The sequence below is a fragment of the Cupriavidus sp. BIC8F genome (assembly GCF_032465815.1).
GTDB lineage: Bacteria > Pseudomonadota > Gammaproteobacteria > Burkholderiales > Burkholderiaceae > Cupriavidus > Cupriavidus necator.
On the sequence record NZ_CP136095.1, the window covers coordinates 810,548 to 828,066 of the forward strand.

Annotated in this window: 17 protein-coding genes; 14 read left to right on the forward strand and 3 right to left on the reverse strand. The window is 62.6% G+C overall.

Annotated features, from left to right (window positions below):
* Positions 1-193: 193 nt before the first annotated feature.
* Positions 194-1,102 carry a tryptophan 2,3-dioxygenase gene (locus RS901_RS23870; protein ID WP_316156579.1) on the reverse strand — a complete coding sequence of 303 codons (909 nt, stop codon included), beginning with the start codon at positions 1,100-1,102 and terminating at the stop codon, positions 194-196.
* Positions 1,103-1,182: 80 nt separating this feature from the next.
* Positions 1,183-2,301 carry an iron-containing alcohol dehydrogenase gene (locus tag RS901_RS23875; protein WP_316156581.1) on the reverse strand — a complete coding sequence of 373 codons (1,119 nt, stop codon included), beginning with the start codon at positions 2,299-2,301 and terminating at the stop codon, positions 1,183-1,185.
* A 259-nt stretch (positions 2,302-2,560) separates the two neighbouring features.
* Here RS901_RS23875 and RS901_RS23880 point away from each other — a divergent pair, with 259 nt between their 5' ends.
* The 14 genes from RS901_RS23880 (at position 2,561) to RS901_RS23945 (ending at position 15,823) form a co-directional block, all read left to right on the forward strand.
* On the forward strand, positions 2,561-3,244 hold the full coding sequence (locus tag RS901_RS23880; RefSeq protein WP_316156584.1) for a nitroreductase: 684 nt from the start codon (positions 2,561-2,563) through the stop codon (positions 3,242-3,244).
* 178 nt (positions 3,245-3,422) lie between these two features.
* Positions 3,423-4,331, forward strand: coding sequence for a SphA family protein (locus tag RS901_RS23885; protein ID WP_316156586.1), 909 nt, complete (start codon positions 3,423-3,425; stop codon positions 4,329-4,331).
* A gap of 183 nt (positions 4,332-4,514) precedes the next feature.
* Positions 4,515-5,426: a LysR substrate-binding domain-containing protein gene (locus tag RS901_RS23890; protein ID WP_316157280.1), complete on the forward strand. Its 912-nt coding sequence runs from the start codon at positions 4,515-4,517 to the stop codon at positions 5,424-5,426.
* A 176-nt stretch (positions 5,427-5,602) separates the two neighbouring features.
* Positions 5,603-7,069, forward strand: coding sequence for an amidase (locus RS901_RS23895; RefSeq protein WP_316156588.1), 1,467 nt, complete (start codon positions 5,603-5,605; stop codon positions 7,067-7,069).
* A 92-nt stretch (positions 7,070-7,161) separates the two neighbouring features.
* Complete coding sequence (locus tag RS901_RS23900; protein WP_316156590.1) at positions 7,162-8,205, forward strand: glutathione S-transferase; 1,044 nt, start codon at positions 7,162-7,164, stop codon at positions 8,203-8,205.
* A gap of 224 nt (positions 8,206-8,429) precedes the next feature.
* A complete protein-coding gene (locus tag RS901_RS23905) occupies positions 8,430-9,863 on the forward strand; it encodes a PLP-dependent aminotransferase family protein (RefSeq protein ID WP_316156591.1) in 1,434 nt (477 codons plus the stop codon).
* Positions 9,864-10,073: 210 nt separating this feature from the next.
* Positions 10,074-11,063 carry an alpha/beta hydrolase gene (locus RS901_RS23910; RefSeq protein ID WP_316156593.1) on the forward strand — a complete coding sequence of 330 codons (990 nt, stop codon included), beginning with the start codon at positions 10,074-10,076 and terminating at the stop codon, positions 11,061-11,063.
* Between the two features lie 69 nt (positions 11,064-11,132).
* A complete protein-coding gene (locus RS901_RS23915; RefSeq protein WP_316156595.1) occupies positions 11,133-11,858 on the forward strand; it encodes a cysteine hydrolase in 726 nt (241 codons plus the stop codon).
* Between the two features lie 61 nt (positions 11,859-11,919).
* Positions 11,920-12,150: a DUF2798 domain-containing protein gene (locus RS901_RS23920; protein WP_316156597.1), complete on the forward strand. Its 231-nt coding sequence runs from the start codon at positions 11,920-11,922 to the stop codon at positions 12,148-12,150.
* A 118-nt stretch (positions 12,151-12,268) separates the two neighbouring features.
* Entirely contained in the window at positions 12,269-12,706 is a 438-nt protein-coding gene (locus RS901_RS23925; protein ID WP_316156599.1) for a GNAT family N-acetyltransferase, read from the forward strand.
* A gap of 139 nt (positions 12,707-12,845) precedes the next feature.
* Positions 12,846-13,598, forward strand: coding sequence for an SDR family oxidoreductase (locus RS901_RS23930; RefSeq protein WP_316156601.1), 753 nt, complete (start codon positions 12,846-12,848; stop codon positions 13,596-13,598).
* 74 nt (positions 13,599-13,672) lie between these two features.
* Positions 13,673-14,152, forward strand: coding sequence for a carboxymuconolactone decarboxylase family protein (locus RS901_RS23935; RefSeq protein ID WP_316156603.1), 480 nt, complete (start codon positions 13,673-13,675; stop codon positions 14,150-14,152).
* 4 nt (positions 14,153-14,156) lie between these two features.
* A complete protein-coding gene (locus tag RS901_RS23940; RefSeq protein ID WP_316156605.1) occupies positions 14,157-14,561 on the forward strand; it encodes a cupin domain-containing protein in 405 nt (134 codons plus the stop codon).
* A gap of 254 nt (positions 14,562-14,815) precedes the next feature.
* On the forward strand, positions 14,816-15,823 hold the full coding sequence (locus RS901_RS23945) for a bestrophin family protein (RefSeq protein WP_316156607.1): 1,008 nt from the start codon (positions 14,816-14,818) through the stop codon (positions 15,821-15,823).
* Positions 15,824-15,889: 66 nt separating this feature from the next.
* Here the strand turns inward: RS901_RS23945 and RS901_RS23950 are convergent, their stop codons facing one another.
* The gene (locus RS901_RS23950) at positions 15,890-17,452 is read right to left on the reverse strand and encodes a DHA2 family efflux MFS transporter permease subunit (protein ID WP_316156609.1); all 1,563 of its coding nucleotides are present in this window, start codon (positions 17,450-17,452) and stop codon (positions 15,890-15,892) included.
* Positions 17,453-17,519 lie beyond the last annotated feature (67 nt).

Here is a 17,519-nt window from a genome sequence, read left to right on the forward strand (position 1 = left end):
CCGGCCCCTCTCCCGCAAGCGGGAGAGGGGAGCAAACCGGCAGTTTGGATGCTTTGTCAGCAATCAAAGGCGGAGACTCGCAGTCTCCGCCTTTTTTGCATCGGCACAGGCCGCTGACACGATGGCATCGATGCGGCGCGATGCCGGTAGCAGGTCGTCCCAATGGACCGTTTCCATGACCATCTTGAGCGCGTCAATCCGCAGCCCGGGCGTTTCCCTGTCCGCGGGCGTGCGGACACACCGCAGGAGGATCGCCGATGAAGCCGCGCGCAGACCAGAGTTCCGGGAACGGGATCTCGTTCATGGTCGGCATGAGCCAGGCAATGCCCTCGGTGCCGAAGTAGGCCGGCCGGGCGCCGAAGGTCCGGCGCGTTGCCATCAGGTGCAGGTGCTTCCACGCGGAGAATCCCTCCGCGATATCGGCCAGCGTCTCGCCGAGCTGCTGCAGTTCCCGGTGCTCGTCCGGGTCGGCGTAGACGTCGCGCCAGACGTTCTCGACCGCCTGGTCCGGCGTGTAAGGCACACTGAAATCGCGGTCGAGTACCACCGCCGGCACGGCGAAGCCCTTGCGGCCCAGGTGGGCGAGCACGTCGTCATACAGGCTTGGCTCAGCTAGCGCCTTGCTGAGTTGCTCCCAGCGCCGGGGTTGCGGCAGGAAGTGCTGCAGGTGCTCCCCCTGCTTGATGCCGAGCAGGTAGACCATTTGCCGATACGTCCAGCCCTGAAGGGCGGTGTCCTTGCCGAACTTCGGGCCAACGCAGGACAGGATGGCCAGCAGGTCGACCGGCGTCATCCAAGCGATGGAGCGCCATGTGGCATTGAGCGGCTCGTGGTGGGCGACGACGCGCCGCAGCGTCCGGCAGGCCCCAGTCAGGTCATCGGCACGCAATTGCGCCTGCGCGGCCTGTATTTCCTTGATGATCAGCATCCAGTAGAGCTCGGACACCTGCGCCGATACGATCCAGGCGTGCTCGCCGGGATGATCGCTGACCGGGTGCTGCAGCGAGTGGAGCACGTCTGTCTGTAACCAGTCACTGTATGGCGTATGCCCGGCTGGCGTTCCGGCCGGCGCCGGGGATGCGGGCTTGACGGTATCGTTCACTTTGGTCTCCTCGTGGTGGTGGGGTCAGGCAAGTTTTGTGGAACGGCGACCATGCGCAGCATCGGATGGCTGGCCGGTCATTACCACAGGCTCTCCAACAGCGCATCCAGCTTCGTGCCGGCATCCTCGCCAAGGTCGCCGACCTCGGAGGGATAGTTCTGCCTGAGCAGGGCCGCCATCTCGGGAAGCTTCGCCCGATCGAAATCGAGGTCGCCGAGCCGGCTCGGCAATTCCAGTGCGTCCACGGCTGCCTCAATGCGGTCAGCGAGGAATGCGGCGGGCGTGCGGCTGCCACGGTCCGTGGAGAAAATCTCAAGCTTTCGGCCATAGACGTCGGCGCAGGCGCGGATGACGGGCGCCAGCGCAATGCACGATGTCACGCTGTGCGGTATCCCGAAGGTCCCGCCGAGGATGTGCCCGATGCGATGGCTCAGGCCGTAGATGACCGAAGCAGGATAGAAGTAACACTGCCACGCGGCGAGCTGAAGCTGCAGCAGGTCGTCGGTCGACACGTGCCCGCCCGCGATGGCCTCGCGAGTTTCGAGCTTGCGCGGCCACTTCTCCAGCACGGCAAGGAAGCGCTCCACGCCCCTGGCGGCCAGGATGGCGTGAGGGTGGTCCACGTCGATCCGGCGCATGCCCTCCACCGCATGGTCGATCCCCTTGATGGCCGAGCTCAGCAGCAGCATGCGTGGCGTGTCGACAATCATCCGGGGATCGATCACCACCAGCCTGGGTGTCGTTTCGCGCACGGCATAACTGCGCTTGAACTTCTGCGGACCGTCCGTTTCCGTCACGCCGAAGTAGTGGGAGAACTCGGAACCCGACAGGGTCGTCGGAATCGCGGCAATGGGAAGGTAGCGGCCTGTCTGCTGGAAATGCCGGTAGGAGACTGCCTTCGCGGCATCAAGTACAGAGCCGCCGCCGAGGGCGATGATCGATTCCGCATTGGCCTCGATGCATGCACGCAGTCCATCGCGTACGGCGAAATCGGGCACATGCGGCGGCAGGCCGGTGAAGGTGCCCACGCCGTCGCCGATGGCAGGCTGCAGGTGCTCGCGGTTCAGGGCCTCAAGGAATTCCACGGTGAACGTCATCGGACGGCGGATGCCGTAGTTCCCCATGGCGGGGGCGACGGTTTTCAGCACGTCGTGTCCCCAGACAATCTCTTCCTGCGGCAAGCATTTCAACTGGCTCATTCCACTTCTCCACCATGTTTTCGTATGCGATCGGGGCTCCGATCCCGAGTAGGAAGATAGGCGAATCGGGTTCGCGCGTGCGCGCGGGATTTGAGAACAGAGCGTCCAGGATTTTGGACGCCGCACATGTGCGAATGGGCGCCTGTCGTTCGTTTTTTCCGGACGAAGCTTTCAAGTTTTGCCGTCTTCACAAGGCAGGGGACGTGTCTATGATCCTTTCCACCGTAGCGACCCCCACCCAGAGAACGGAGACATGAAGATGGAGGCAATCCAGATTACTGAAGCGCTGATTCGCGGACGCCACAGCAAGCGCGGCTTCCTTGACCAGCCGGTGCCGATCGAGACTGTCAGGGACATCCTGTCGGTCGCGAAATACGCGCCGAGTTCGAGCAACACGCAGCCCTGGCGCTGCTATGTACTGACCGGAAAGGCGCGCGAGAAGATTGCGGGAGCCGCGGTCGCGGCGTATCGCGCCGATCCTGATGGACTGGCTCCCGACTACCCGTTCTTTCCGAAGGAATTGCCGGCGCCATTCTCGTCGCGCTTCAATACGTTTCGCGGGATGCTGGGCGATGCGCAGGGCGTGCACAGGAGCGATATCGTCGGGCGCCGGCGCGACGTCGAACGGCAGTTCCGCTTCTTCGACGCGCCAGTGGGACTGATCTTCACCATGGACCGGCGCCTGGAATGGGCCAGCTTCATCTGCTACGGCTGCTTTCTCCAGAACATCATGCTGGCCGCGCGTGCCCGGGGGCTGGACACCTGCCCGCAGCAGATCTGGTCGCTGCAATCAGCGGTCCTTCGTGAAGGCCTCGCTATTCCCGACGAGGAGATGATCGTGGCCGGAATGTCACTCGGCTATGCAGACAACAATATTCCGGAAAACAACATGGAGCTGCGCAAGCTGGAACTGGACGAGTTCGTCTCGTTCGTCGATCGCTGACACGCGGAACCGTCCAGGTCGCTCCCTGACCTGGAAAGGCGCGAAGAAGCGATAGCCATCGTTAGCTAGTTTCGGCAAGTTGTGGAGATGTCGAATCGTTAAGGTAGGCGCGTTTCACCGGCTGATGCGGATGCCCCGAGCCCTCAGCCGAAAAATAGAATACAGAGACGGAGGAGACATGATAAAAGTGCCCGCGAAGTTTTCTGCGGTGGTTGCGCTCGCATGCTTGCTGGCGTCGAACGCCGATGCAACCGAGAATGGTCAGACCAGTTACCCTGTTGGCGTCAATACCGTTTTGAATGGAATTTTGCCACCGCCTGGTGAAACCCAGTTTTACAATTACACGCTCTACTACGATGCCGGAAAGTTCGCCGGCCCGCATGGGGAAAGTCTCCTGCCCGGGTTCCAGTTGAACGCGTTTATTGACGCCCCGCGTATCGTTCACACATGGGGCACTACATTTGGCCCCTTTACTCTGTCTAGTGGTGTAATCATCCCGCTTGTTCATATTCGGACGGACACGCCAGGCGGCAGCGGCAAGCGCAATGGAATTGGAGACATCATCGTTGAGCCGCTGTACATCGGTTATTCCAATCCATCGCGATCATTCTTCGCCTACCTCACCACCGAAATTGCAGTGCCGAGCGGGTCCTACTCCGCGAACCGAGTGGCGAACACTGGCCGGAATGTATATGCGCTAACGCCGCAACTCAGCACGACATGGTTCCCCACGCCCGCAGTTGAAGTCTCTACCACCACGCTCGTAGAGATCAGTTCACCGAATTCAGCGACTCGATATCACTCTGGCGCGGTTGCCGCACTTGAGTATCTGGTTGGCTATTCGCTGAACAGCAAGTTCCAGCTCGGACTTCAGGGATATCTGCTGAAGCAGTTCACCGATGACAAAGTCAACGGCACGCCCGTCCCAGGGAATGGGTTTCGCGGGAAAGCGGTCGCAGTCGGGCCGCAACTACGATACATGTGGTCGCCGGCGGCCGGCATTGTGTTCAAGTATCAGCGCGAGTTCGAAGTGCAGAATCGGCCGCAAGGCAACAAGTTCTGGGTTGAACTGTGCTTCCCCCTTTGATCGACTGGCCGAACCGGCCGAGGTGGCGCACCGCGCATTGACGGCGCGTGGCGCGAGCGGGCGCCGGCCACGGCAATGGCGGTCATTGGGGCGCCCGACCGTGGCACTGTGCACCCCCCTTGCAGTACCATGCGATGGCAGGCACACACCATTGGCCAACCCAACCGCTACCAAGGCAGCCTGATGCTGGACCTGAAAGACGTTTTTCACTTCGTGCAAGTGGTCGACCGCGGTGGCTTTACGTCTGCCGGCAACAGCCTGGGGCTGCCCAAGTCCACGTTAAGTCACAGGGTCAAGGAACTGGAGGCTTCGCTGGGCGTTCGCCTGATCAACCGGACCTCGCGCCAGTTTGCCTTGACCGACGTAGGCGCTGAGTTCTATCAGTACGCTGTCGCCTTGCTGCAGAGCGCCGACGTCGCGGAACAGGCGATGCGCCAGAGGCTCGCGGAACCCAGCGGGACCATTCGTGTGACGGTAGCGGTCGAGCTTGCGCAGTTTGCGCTGCGCCAGGTCCTGCCGACCTTCCTGAGCAGCCATCCCAAGGTCAGCATCGTGGAAATCGCCACGGACAGGCTCGTCGATGTTGTCGGCGAGGGCTTTGACCTGGCGCTGCGCGGACATACCTCTGCACTGCAGGATTCCAACCTGGTCCAACGGCCCATTGTCAGGGCGCCATGGTACCTGTTTGCGGGTGCCGACTACCTTGAACGGATGCCACGCCTGGACGAACCGGAGCAACTTGCATCCCATGCCATCGTCTCGATGGTGCGCAAAGGGCCGCTGCAATGGCAACTGCGCGGCCCCGACGACAGGCTCGTCACCATCCCGGTCGAGCCAAGATTCCAGAGCAACAGCATGATGTCCCTGAAGGAGGCAGCCTGCGCCAACGTTGGCGTGGCAGCCCTGCCCGGGTATATCTGCCGGTCCGAGCTGCAGGCTGGCGTGCTGCGGCAAGTCCTGCCGGGCTGGATCGCAGCGGATGCGCGCATCTCCGCCCTCATGCCCTATCGGACCGGACTGCTTCCCGCGGTGCGGTCGCTGGTCGATTACCTCGCCGCAGAGCTGCCCAAGGTCACCGCGTTCGACGGCCGCTGACCCGGCATACCTCCTCTGCCTTCAATGCCACGCGGGCCACGCCCCGTGTGTCCCGCCGGGCGTTCCATATTCATGGACGCTGCGTTCGGCGCCAGCCAGCTTCCAAGGCCGAGCCGATCAACTATCGTTTCCAACCAGGGATAAGCCAACCGCAACGTCACCCTGGAGTGGAATCCATGAACCAGTTGAACTGCCAGCCACAAGACGCGATCTTCTCTGGCCACGACATACTTCCGACGGCCGTCGCGTCGCTCGACCAGCACGGCATCCGACGCCCATCCCGAACGACGGCCCCGCATTCCACGGGCTTGCGCAACGCGCTGGATGCCCTTGCCACGCGGCAGATCACCGCGACGGCATTGACGGAGCAGGCACTCGAACGCGCGGAAGCCAGCAAGCGGCTGCTCAATGCATTCTCGGCGATCGATTGGGACCGTGCCCTGAAGGCGGCCGCGGAAAGCGATCGCCGCTATGCCGAACGCCGGCCGCGGCCACTGGAAGGGCTGCCCATTGCGCTCAAGGATCTGATCGACACCAAGGGCATGGAGACCCGCTACGGTTCCGCAGCCTATCTCGGTCATGTGCCAGCCGCCGATGCGGACATCGTGAAGACCCTGGTGGAGCGCGGCGCGATCATCATCGGCAAGACCACGACCCACGAATTCGCGTGGGGCGTGACAACCGCCAGCGCCAGGTTTGGCGATACCCTGAATCCGCTGGACCATACACGCATACCCGGGGGTTCCAGTGGTGGTGCCGCGGCGGCGATTGCGCACGGTGCCATCATGGCGGGCGTGGGCACGGATACCGGCGGCTCGGTCCGGATTCCCGCCGCGCTGTGCGGCGTCGTCGGATACAAGCCGACGCTCGGCACGTTATCCACGCGCGGCGTGTTCCCCCTGGCGCCCACTTGCGACCACGTTGGCCTGCTCGGCGAGCAGGTCGACGACGTGCTGTTGCTCGCCGATGCCATTGACATCAAGGTTCCCGAGAGCGATGCGTGGCTGTCCGCAAGGCTGGGCGTCATTCGTGAGATTGCACCGGTTCCACTCAGTCCGGAAATTGCGGTGGCATTTGATGGCGCGATGAAGCGGCTGGCGCAGGTCTTTTCCTGTGTGAACGTCAGCACGTCCGGCCTGTTCGATGCGATATTCGGTGCCTTCGCGAGCATCGTCCTGGTCGAAGGCGGCATCGAGCATTTTCGCCGCAACGACTGGGACCGTATCTCGACGCACTACAACCCGGAAACCGTCGACCGGCTGAAACGCGCCGAAGCCATGGACCTGCGCGCCTATGCGGCGGCCCAGCAGGCCAGGCGAGATTTCACGGCAAGGCTGCACGAGGCGATGTCGGCGGTTGACTATCTCGTGCTGCCGACATGCCCGTGCACCGCACCGCATCTCGATGCCGGCACCGTCAGCATTGGCGCCTGGACCGGCACGGTCCGCGAAGCGCTGATGACCTATACGGCACCGTTCAATGTCGCGGGATTTCCTGCCATCTCGATTCCCCTGGCGACCGGCGAACGCAGCCTTCCCGCTGCCTTGCAGATCGTCGCGAAGCCCGGCGACGACGGTGCGCTGCTGCAGATCGCGCAGCAGATGGAGCTGATGCTGCGCAGGAGCACCGCCCACAAGCGTTGATAGACGTCAACCCCACAACCAGGAGACAACGATGGACGATACCGCCAAACCTGAGCGCCCGGCCGCGGCCGGCTTGTCAGAGGAAACCAGCCATGCGCAATGAAAAATTGATGGATATGGCGGCCGGTGCCCGTGCCGCCATCGCGGACCCTGCGCGAATCTCCCTCGTGGGTAGTGACGCCAACCCGCGCTTCGAACTGTTCCACGCGGCCAGCTCGCTCTGCTCGCAGAAAGTGCGCGCGGTACTGTTCGAGAAGCAATTGCCGTACCGTTCGAACGATATGATGATCCTCGGTTCGATGGCTCCGGATGGCCTTGTTCCGGCCGAGCACTACCATCCTCCCTACGTCCGGCTGCGATTGCTTGCGGGCCGGGAAGTGGGGCGGGAATTTGTCAGCGGCTATAGCGGGCGCACTTCGGTGGAGACCGAAGGTTTTGATCCCTGCACGGTCCCGTTGCTTGTGGATTACGAGGCTGGCCGCGTCATTGCCGATTCCAGACAGATCTGCTGCTATCTCGATGCGGTATCGCGCGATCCCGTTGATCTCGTGCCGGAGGATGCCGATGCGCGTGCCCGGGTGATGCACCAGGTGAGCATCGTCGACCGGATCCCGAACGGCACCTTGCTCTACGGCTTTCATCCCGATGCCGACCTGCGGCCTGAAGCGCTAAAAACGGCCATGGAAACGGTCTACGACTACAAGATCCAGGCGCTCGAAGCCATGATTGACGCCAATGCCGGCGATGCGGAGCTCGTCGCGGCCTATCGCGCGAAGATCGCGAAGGAGCGGGGCGGCAAGTCGGTCTGCCACGATGCGGCATTTCAGCGCGCCGCACGTCGGCACGTCGCGGGCCTCTTGACGGACCTCGACCATGCGCTTGGTTCGTCGACACCGTACCTCAGGGGGGAATCATTCTCGCTCGGCGATGTGCTGTGGGGCGTCAACCTGGTCCGGATGGCTTATCTGGGGCTTGCGTCGATGTGGGAAGGCCTGCCCAACGTCGAGCGATATGTGGATGCGCTGGCCAAGCGTCCGTCCCTGTGCAAGGAAGCGGTCCAGGCTACGGTCGATTCCATGCCGCCTTCGCGCTATATGCATGTCATTGCCGGCTGCGGGGAGGCGGTGCCGGTGTAGTCCTCCAGCCCGATGGCACCGGTCAAGGCCGGTGCCTGTGGCAGAAGGGGAATGGGCGGAGACTCTTTCTCAGGCCGTCACGGGCCGGATCCCGGCGGATGCGCGCCCTGGGGTATGATCGGAGGTCAAGATCACACCCAGATCCGATCCGTTGCCACCGCCGGCAATGATTCGCGTTCCCATGCATCGGCGTTGCGGCACTGCCCGGATACGTCTGCCAGGCTATGACGAAGTCACCGGCTCAGGACCCATCCAATGCTGCGCCGCTGCATGAGCAGATCTACGCACGGATTCGTGCCTCGATCCAGCAAGGGCAACTGAAACCCGGGCAGCGGGTGCCATCCTTGCGTGCGTTTGCGGGCGAACTCGGCGTGGCGCGCGGGACCGTTCAGGTCGCCTATGAGCGGCTCCTGGGCGAAGGTTACCTGATCGCCAGAGGCCCTGCGGGGACGTTCGTTTCCGAGCAAATTGCGCCATCGCGCCCCCACCGCGTGGCCGCAGCGGCTGGATCCAGCCGCACGCCACCGAACCAGGAACTTACCGAGTTTTCGATCGAAACGGAGGGTGGAATCCCCGTGCCGTTGCAACTGGGGCTTCCCGCGCTGGATGAGTTCCCGCGAAAACTATGGACGAGGTTGATGGCGCGGCAAATACGCAGCGCCGGCTCGCTGACCAGGCCGGCGTCAGCCGGATTTGGCCCGCTGCGAGAAGCGTTGGCCGCTTACCTGCTGCGCTCACGGGGCATCGACGCCCAGCCGCACCAGGTGTTCGTCGTGCCGGCATATACGGCCAGCCTTGCGCTGATTGTGGATGCGCTCAGGCTGGCGGGCGAAAGCGCCTGGGTTGAGGATCCCAGCTACCCTCCGACAGCCCAGTCACTCAGGCGCCTGAACCTGCAGGTCCGCAATGTGCCAGTGGATGATCATGGCCTCGACGTCGAATTTGGGCGTCAGCATTTTCCAGAGGCGCGCCTGGCCGTAGTGACGCCATCGCACCAGAGCCCGACTGGCGTGGCACTGACACTGCAACGTCGCGTCGAACTGCTCGACTGGGCCGGTGAGCGGGGCGCATGGATCATCGAGGACGACTACGACGGCGAGTTTCGTTACCGCGGCCACCCGTTGCCGGCCTTGAAGAGCCTGGACACCGGCGACCGGGTGATCTATTGCGGCACGCTTAGCAAGGTGCTGTACCCGGGGCTACGACTCGCTTACGTGGTCGTGCCGCAAAGTCTGGTGCCGACCATGGATCTGGCCTGCAGGCGCACGGTGCATGGCGGCTGCCCCGAACTCTTGCAAGCCGTGGCGGCGGAGTTTATCGCGCAGGGGCACTTCGCCCGGCACATCAAACGCATGCGCACGCTTTACGCGCGACGACGCGCAATGCTGGCCGAGGCGCTGGCTCCATACAAAACGGACGGCTTCACTGTTTGCCTGCAGGATGGCGGCATGCACCTCCTGGTCGACGTCAGGGACGATCTTGACGATCTGGCGATGGCCCGTCGTGCGCGCGAGGCAGGATTCGCCGTCCATTCGCTGACCGCCTGGCGGCAGGGTGCGCCCGGGCGGCGTGGCTTGATGATGGGCTTTACCAATCTGCGCAGTCGGACTGAAGCCGATCGCCTGGTTGCCGAGCTGATGCGCGCGCTGAAAGCATAGACGATCGTCAGGACACATGACCGTCCATCGGTCATGCCGCCCCATGTCGATGGCCCAGTCGAAAACGATAAACATGTGCCTGTTGACGGTGTCATCGCCCATTTACATTGAAGCCTGCACAAGCCAGCACGCATCGGCACCATGACCAGGAACCTGATGCCCAGACATACTCAAGGCAACGCGCGCACGCGTTAATAAAGGAGTCTCACCATGTCTTCAGATCGCAGCCTCGATCAAGGCCTGTCGCGACGTAACCTGCTGTTGGGCAGCGCGGCCGCAGCCAGCGCGCTGGTGGCTTCCGGCTTGCCCGGACCTGCGGCGGCAGCACTGTCGGCAGAAAAGGCGAATACCGCAAAGACAAGCGGCAAGGCTTCAGGCAGCTACATCACGGCAAAGGACGGCACCCAGCTCTATTTCAAGGACTGGGGCGCCGGTCGCCCCGTTGTATTCAGTCATGGCTGGCCGCTGAGCTCGGACAGTTGGGAATCCCAGATGATCCTCGTTGCTTCGGAAGGGTACCGTGCCGTTGCACATGACCGTCGTGGCCACGGCCGTTCAAGCCAGCCATGGAATGGCAATGAGATGAACACCTATGCCGACGATCTGGCCACGGTGTTCGAGACGCTCGACCTGCGGGACGCCATCCTGGTGGGCTTCTCCACAGGTGGAGGCGAGGTGGCCCGGTATATCGGCCGGCATGGGACGCGACGCGTTTCAAAGGTGGTGCTGGTTTCAGCCGTGCCGCCTTTGATGGTGAAGACCGCAGCCAATCCGCGCGGACTGCCAATCGAAGTATTCGACGGCCTGCGTGCCGCTCAACTTGCCAATCGGTCCCAGTTCTACAAGGACGTGCCGGCGGGGCCGTTCTATGGCTTCAACCGTCCCGGTGCAAAGCCGTCGCAGGGGTTGATCGACGCATGGTGGGCGCAGGGCATGCAGGGTGGACACAAGAGTACGTACGACTCGATCAAGGCATTTTCCGAGACCGATTTCACCGAGGATCTCAGGAAGATCGATGTGCCGACCCTGATCATCCACGGCGACGACGATCAGATCGTGCCGATCGACGCCGCTGGACGCGCATCGGCAAAGCTCGTCAGGAATGCGAAGCTGATCGTCTACCCCGGTGCGCCGCATGGGCTCACCGACACCCACAAGGACCGGTTCAACGCCGACCTGTTGGCATTCATCCGTAGTTGAAACGACGCCGCATCTGCCGGACCCCACGAAGGCGCCGGCAGACTGGGCCCACCATAAGAGGTACTTCCCATGTGCAACCACCATGGCCCCTATGCAGATCCCGTTGATCCGGCTCTGCCGAAGTCCGGCATTACGCTGGACCTGCCACGCACCGCGCTTGTCGTGATCGACCCGCAGATCGACTTCATGAGCCCCGAAGGCCGCAGCTGGGGCGTGGTCGGGGAAAGCGTGACGGAGCAGAATCTCGTGGCCAACCTGGTCTGTCTGTTCGAGGCCGCAAAACAGGCGGGCATCACGGTCGCCATCTCTCCCCACTATTACTTTCCCCATGATCACACATGGAAAGTGCAGGGCCCCGCCGAAATGTTCCAGCATGCCATCGGCATGTTCGACCGTCCGGGCGCGCTGAACCTGAACGGATTCCGTGACTCGGGCGCGGACTTCATGCCGGAGCTCAAGCCGTATATCGAGGATGGCAAGACCATCATATGCTCCACGCACAAGCTGTACGGCCCGCAGGCCAACGACCTTGTCCTGCAGTTGCGCAAGCAGCGCGTCGACCAGGTGATCCTTGCGGGCATGGCCGCCAATCTGTGCGTCGAATCCCATCTGCGTGATCTGCTGGAGCAAGGTTTCGAAGTTGCTGTCGTGCGCGACGCCGTAGCAGGGCCGAAGCTACCTGAAGGGGATGGGTATCACGCGGCACTGGTCAACTTCCGCTTCATCGCAAACGCGCTGTGGGATACCAACGAAACCGTGCAGCGGTTGACAGGAAAGATTGAAGCAGCCGCGTAGCGCCTGGCGCGGCAATGGCAGGGTGCATCAATGTCTGGTTCAAAGCATGCATAGAGGCGACATGCCCAAGATTCCTTCGCGCTACAGCTATTTCGCCTATGGCGTTATCCAGGCCGGCTTGACCTGCGCCATCGCTGCTGCCATCGCAAGCCTTCCATTTGCAGACGAAGGCCGGTTCTTTCAGCACTGGCTAAGGTCCTGGAGCGTTTCCTGGCTGACCATGCTGCCGGTCGTCGTGTCGGCCACGCCCATCATTCGCCGCCTGGTCGATTGCATGACAAACCACTCTTAGGTCATACCGTCATATGTCGATGCTCGATGGCCTAGTTGAAAACGATGAACATGTGCCTGTTGACTGTGTCATCGCTCAACTACATTGAAGCCTGCACAAGTCAGCACGCATCGGCACCATGACCAAGAACCTGACGCTCAGACATGCGGAAACGGAGGCCGAGATCCGTGCCTGCTTCCCGGTTATGCGGCAGCTGCGGCCCAAGCTGCAAATGCCGGAAGACTTTCTCAGCACCGTCATGCTGCAAAGCGGACAAGGGTACCGGCTGCTCGCGCTCTGGGACGATGGCAAAGCTGTTGCGCTGGCCGGATATCGGCGTCTTGACAACCTGATCCACGGGCGCTTTTTGTACGTCGACGACCTGATTACCGATGCCGAAGGCCGGGGGCAGGGTCACGGCGAGCGCCTGCTGCAAGCGCTTTGCGAGCTTGGACGCACAGAAGGCTGCCAGCGACTTGTCCTGGATACCGCACTCGCGAACGCGCTGGCCCAGCGCTTCTATTTTCGTTCCGGCCTGCTCGCCAAGGGCCTCCACTTCTGCATGGAGCTGCAATGAAGCCCCTCGGCCTGCTGCTGCTCGATTGCAGCCCGCGCCGTGACTATTCCACGAGCCGGCGCTCCGAGTCGATCTGGCGCGGGGATGCCGCGTTCCCTAACATGGAATCGTTCCACCTTCCTCAGCACGGAGAAGCATCATGAAGATTGTCATCATTGGCGGGACCGGCCTGATCGGCTCGAAGACCGTCGCCATTCTGCGCCAGGGCGGCCACGAGGTCGTGGCCGCCTCGCCCAGGAGCGGTGTCAACAGCATCACTGGCGAGGGGCTCCAGGAGGCCATGACCGGCGCTCAGGTGGTGATCGACCTTGCCAATTCCCCGTCATTTGAAGACAAGGCGGTGCTGGAATTCTTCGAGACCTCCGGCCGCAATCTTCACGCGGCGGAGACCGCAGCGGGCGTTCAGCACCACGTCGCGCTGTCCATCGTCGGCACCGACCGGACGCCCGAAAACGGCTATTTCCGCGCCAAGGTCGCGCAAGAAAAACTGATCGAGGCCTCCGGCATCCCCTACACCATCATCCGCTCGACCCAGTTCATGGAATTCATCGGCGGCATCGCCGATTCCAGTGTGCAAGGAAATGTCGTCCGCCTTTCGCCTGGGCTGTTCCAGCCGATTGCGGCGGACGACGTCGCCGCCCTTGTTGCCGATGTAGCGCTCGCGCCACCGCGAAACGGCATCGTCGAGATCGCCGGCCCGGAACGAGCCCCGTTCAACGAGATCGTCGCCCGCTATCTCAAGGCGGTGGGCGACCCGCGTGAAGTCGTGCGCGATCCCGAGGCCCGCTACTTCGGCGGCCGGGTCGAGGAACATTCGCTGGTGCCGTTGGGCGAGGCGCGCCTCGGGCGCATCGGCTTAGCGGAATGGATGCGTCAATCGCAGCAACGATAGCCCGCAGGGCGCATGCCCACGTAAGCAGCACCGCTTTCGTCAGTACCACATTGAGCAGATCACCAGGAGCAAACATGACCCAACGTATGAATTACTTCCAGCAATCCCCGGAACTGTCCAAGAAGCTCATGGAGTTCGGCGCGCTGTTCCAGAAGACCACGATCGAAGCGCCCATTCGCGAGCTTGTCGAGATTCGCGCATCGCAGCTCAATGGCTGCGCGTTCTGCGTCGACATGCATATCAAGATGGCAAAGATCCACGGCGAGCGCGAATTGCGCCTGCATCATGTGGCGATCTGGCGCGAGTCGACGCTGTTCTCGCCGCGCGAACGCGCCGCGCTGGACTGGACCGAGGTGCTGACCAGGCTTCCCGCCGACGGCGTGCCCGACGATATCTATGAGCGTGTGCGCACCCAGTACAGCGAGAAGGAACTGTCGGACCTCACCTTCCTGGTGGGGGCGATCAATACCTGGAATCGCCTGAACGTGGCTTTCCGCATGGTGCCCGGTTCGTCGGACAAGGCGTTCGGGCTCGACAAGGCCAACCTGGAGTGATGCCATGAAGACGGTCATTTCCGCTGCGGCAGCACTTGTGTTGTCGTGCCTGACGGTTGCGCAACCGGCTGCCGCCGCGCCCGAGGCGAGTGTCGCGCCCCTGCTCAAGGAAGCCTTACCCGAATATCCGGGGAAAGAAGCCGAGATGATCATCGTGGAGTATCCGCCGGGCAGCGTCGATCCGGTGCATCGCCATGATGCGCACGCCTTTGTCTACGTGCTCGAGGGCAGCATCATCATGGGCCTCAAGGGCGGAAAAGAGGTAACGCTCAAGCCGGGCGATACCTTCCACGAAGGTCCCAACGATATCCACACCGTCGGACGCAATGCCAGCAAGACGCAGCCAGCAAAGTTCGTCGTGTTCCTGATCAAGAACAAGGGCGCGCCGATCCTGACGCCGGTGAAGTAGTCGACGTCCATTCAGGCGCCGGCAATCCCGGTGCGCACTGTCCGGCCGGCAAGAGCGGCGCTACCGCATGCTCTTGCCGTGCCGCTGTTTTCCAGGGTGGCGTGAAGGGTTGTGGGACGGAAATTGATACTGCGTCGGTTTCTTGGCAATATCACCATGACAAAACCGGGTCCTGGGCCGCGGTTGGCCGTGCTGCCTGCCGGCAGTTCGGACCTTGGACCCGCGACCTGCCGCACCGCCGCGAGACGCGCACCATGCACCTGGGAAAATCGTACGCAATATCCGAGTTCACGTTCTGGTCGAGACGGCAACTTTATGCCTCGCTAGCATGCGGTTCGCTGCCGGTAGTCCTTTATCAGTTTTTCGGGCTGAAATGGCTGTCAATCCCGGTCTCGGTTGTGGTGCTGCTGGGTACCGCCACGTCATTCATCGTGGGTTTCCGGAACGTGCAGACCTACAGCAGGGCCCTGGAGGCACAGCAGATCTGGACTGAGATCCTGAACGGCAGCCGGTGTCTGGGTGTGATAAGCCGGGACTTTCTGGCAGGGCAGGCGGCCGGGCGGGATCTGGTCCTCCGGCATTGCGCGTGGCTGACGGCGCTCCGCTATCAACTGAGAACCCCAAGGATCTGGGAAAGCGCGGGCAAGGCATCCAACCTGGAGTACCGGAAGTACTACCGCGTTCCAGAGTGGGAGACTCCATTGGACGAGGCGCTTGCGCGGTATCTGCCTCAGGCCGAACTCGACTCGCTTGCGCACGCCGAGAGCAAGACAAGCCGGTTGCTTGGAACGCAGTCGGCGACGATCAGGCGGCTCCTTGACGCTGGCGAGATCGGCAATGCCTTCTATCTGGAGTTGGTAGGATCGATCAGAGGCCTCTTCGCGCAGCAAGGACGGGCGGAGCGTATCAAGGACTATCCGTATCCCAGGCAATATGCGGTCGTCAACAAGCTCTTTGTCCGCACTTTTTGTCTGCTACTGCCTTTTGGCATTCTTACGGAATTCGAAAAGCTCAATGCCAGCGTTTCAGGCGTCATGCATGGCAACATGATCTGGCTGGTCATTCCATTTAGCACGATGATCTCCTGGATGTACCTCGCGCTGGAGCAAGTGGGCGAAAGCACGGAGAACCCGTTCGAAGGAAACGCCAATGATGTGCCCATGGCACAGATCTGCCGGAAGATCGAACACGAACTCATGGACATGCTTGGCGAGAAGTGCGATATCCCCGCGCCAACGACCGAGCACGGTATTGTCCTCTGACCACTCAAGGTCATCGCTTTAGTCAGGCGTCCTGTCATGTCTGCGGGGCGTGCGTCGTCTGTTCACTCAGTGCGCGGCCGCAGCAGCGGCTGCAGAGCCGCCCCTGGCGGGCTTCGTGAACCAGATCAGCGGCACGATGGCGACGAAGATCACGCCCGAGATCCAGAAAATGTCGTTCAGGCCCAGCATGATGGCCTGCGTGTTCAGGCCGCGTTCGAAGTAGGCGGCGGCCTGGCCCTGCGTGAATCCCATCGTCGCTTGCAGCGATTCGATTGTCCTCGCGTACAGCGGGTTGTGCACGCTGGCCTGTTCCGCCAGTTGCGCGTGGTGCAGGACGGCGCGGTTGTTCCAGCCGGTGGTCGCGAGCGACGTACCCACCGCACCGCAGAACACGCGGACGAAGTTTGACAGGCCTGCGGCGGCGGGAACCTTCTCGGGCGGCTGGCCGGACAGGATGATGGCCGTCAGCGGCACGAAGAAGAGCCCGGTCGGAATGCCTTGCAGCAGAGTGGGCAGCACCAGCGTGTAGGCATCCACGCCCGTGGTGTAGTGCGAGCGCATGAAGTACACCGCCGCGAATCCCAGGAAGGAGAGGGTGGCGAGCACGCGCAACTCCGACTTCGGCAGGATCTTGCCCACCACCGGGGCCATCAGCACGGCGAAGATGCCCAGCGGCGCGGTCACCAGCCCGGCGTTGACAGCCGGGTAGGCCAGATACTGCTGCATCCACTGCGGCAGCACGACCAGGTTGGCGAAGAACACCGCAAAGGCGACCGAGATGGCAACGGTGCCGGCCAGGAAGTTGCGGCCCTTGAACAGGCGCAGGTCGACGATCGGATTCGGTTCGGTCAGCTCCCAGATCACGAAGAAGATGAAGCTGAGCAGCGCGACGATGCCCAGGCCGATGATGACGGGCGAGCTGAACCAGTCCAGGTCCTTGCCCTTGTCGAGCATGATCTGCAGCGACGCAACCCAGGTGACCAGCGAGGCCAGGCCCACCACGTCGATCGACAGCTTGCGCGTCGGCGTTTCGCGGTCGCGGTAGATCGCCCAGGTCACGGCGGCGGCGAACAGGCCGACCGGCACGTTGATATAGAAGATCCACGACCACGCGTAGCTGTCGGTCAGCCAGCCGCCCAGCGCCGGGCCGGCGATGGGGCCGACGGTGGCGGTGATGGCCCACAGCGCCAGAGCGGTGGCGCTTTTTTCCTTGGGGTACGACGACAGCAGGATCGACTGCGACAGCGGGATCAGCGGCCCGGCCACGGCGCCCTGCAGGATGCGCGCGGCGAGCAGCGTGGTCAGGTTGGGCGCCACGCCGCATAGCCAGGACGACAGCACGAACAGCAGGATGGCGCCGACGAACAGGCGGACCTGTCCGATCCGCTGCGTGAGCCAGCCTGTCAGCGGGATCGCGACCGCATTGGCCGCGGCGAACAGCGTGATCACCCAGGTGCCTTCGTCAATCGACACACCGAGGTTGCCGGCGATCGTCGGGATCGCCACGTTGGCGATCGACGAATCCAGCACGTTCATGAAGGTGGCCAGGGCCACGGCGAAGCTTCCGATCAGGAGCTTGCCGCCGGTGAGCGGGGCTGGCACGAGCGAGGTCTGGGCTTGGGGTTGCAAGATGCGCTCCGGGGAGTGGGGGCCGTTTTTCCTGATGGGTCAGTTAAATCGGCGCGGGAAGGCGATT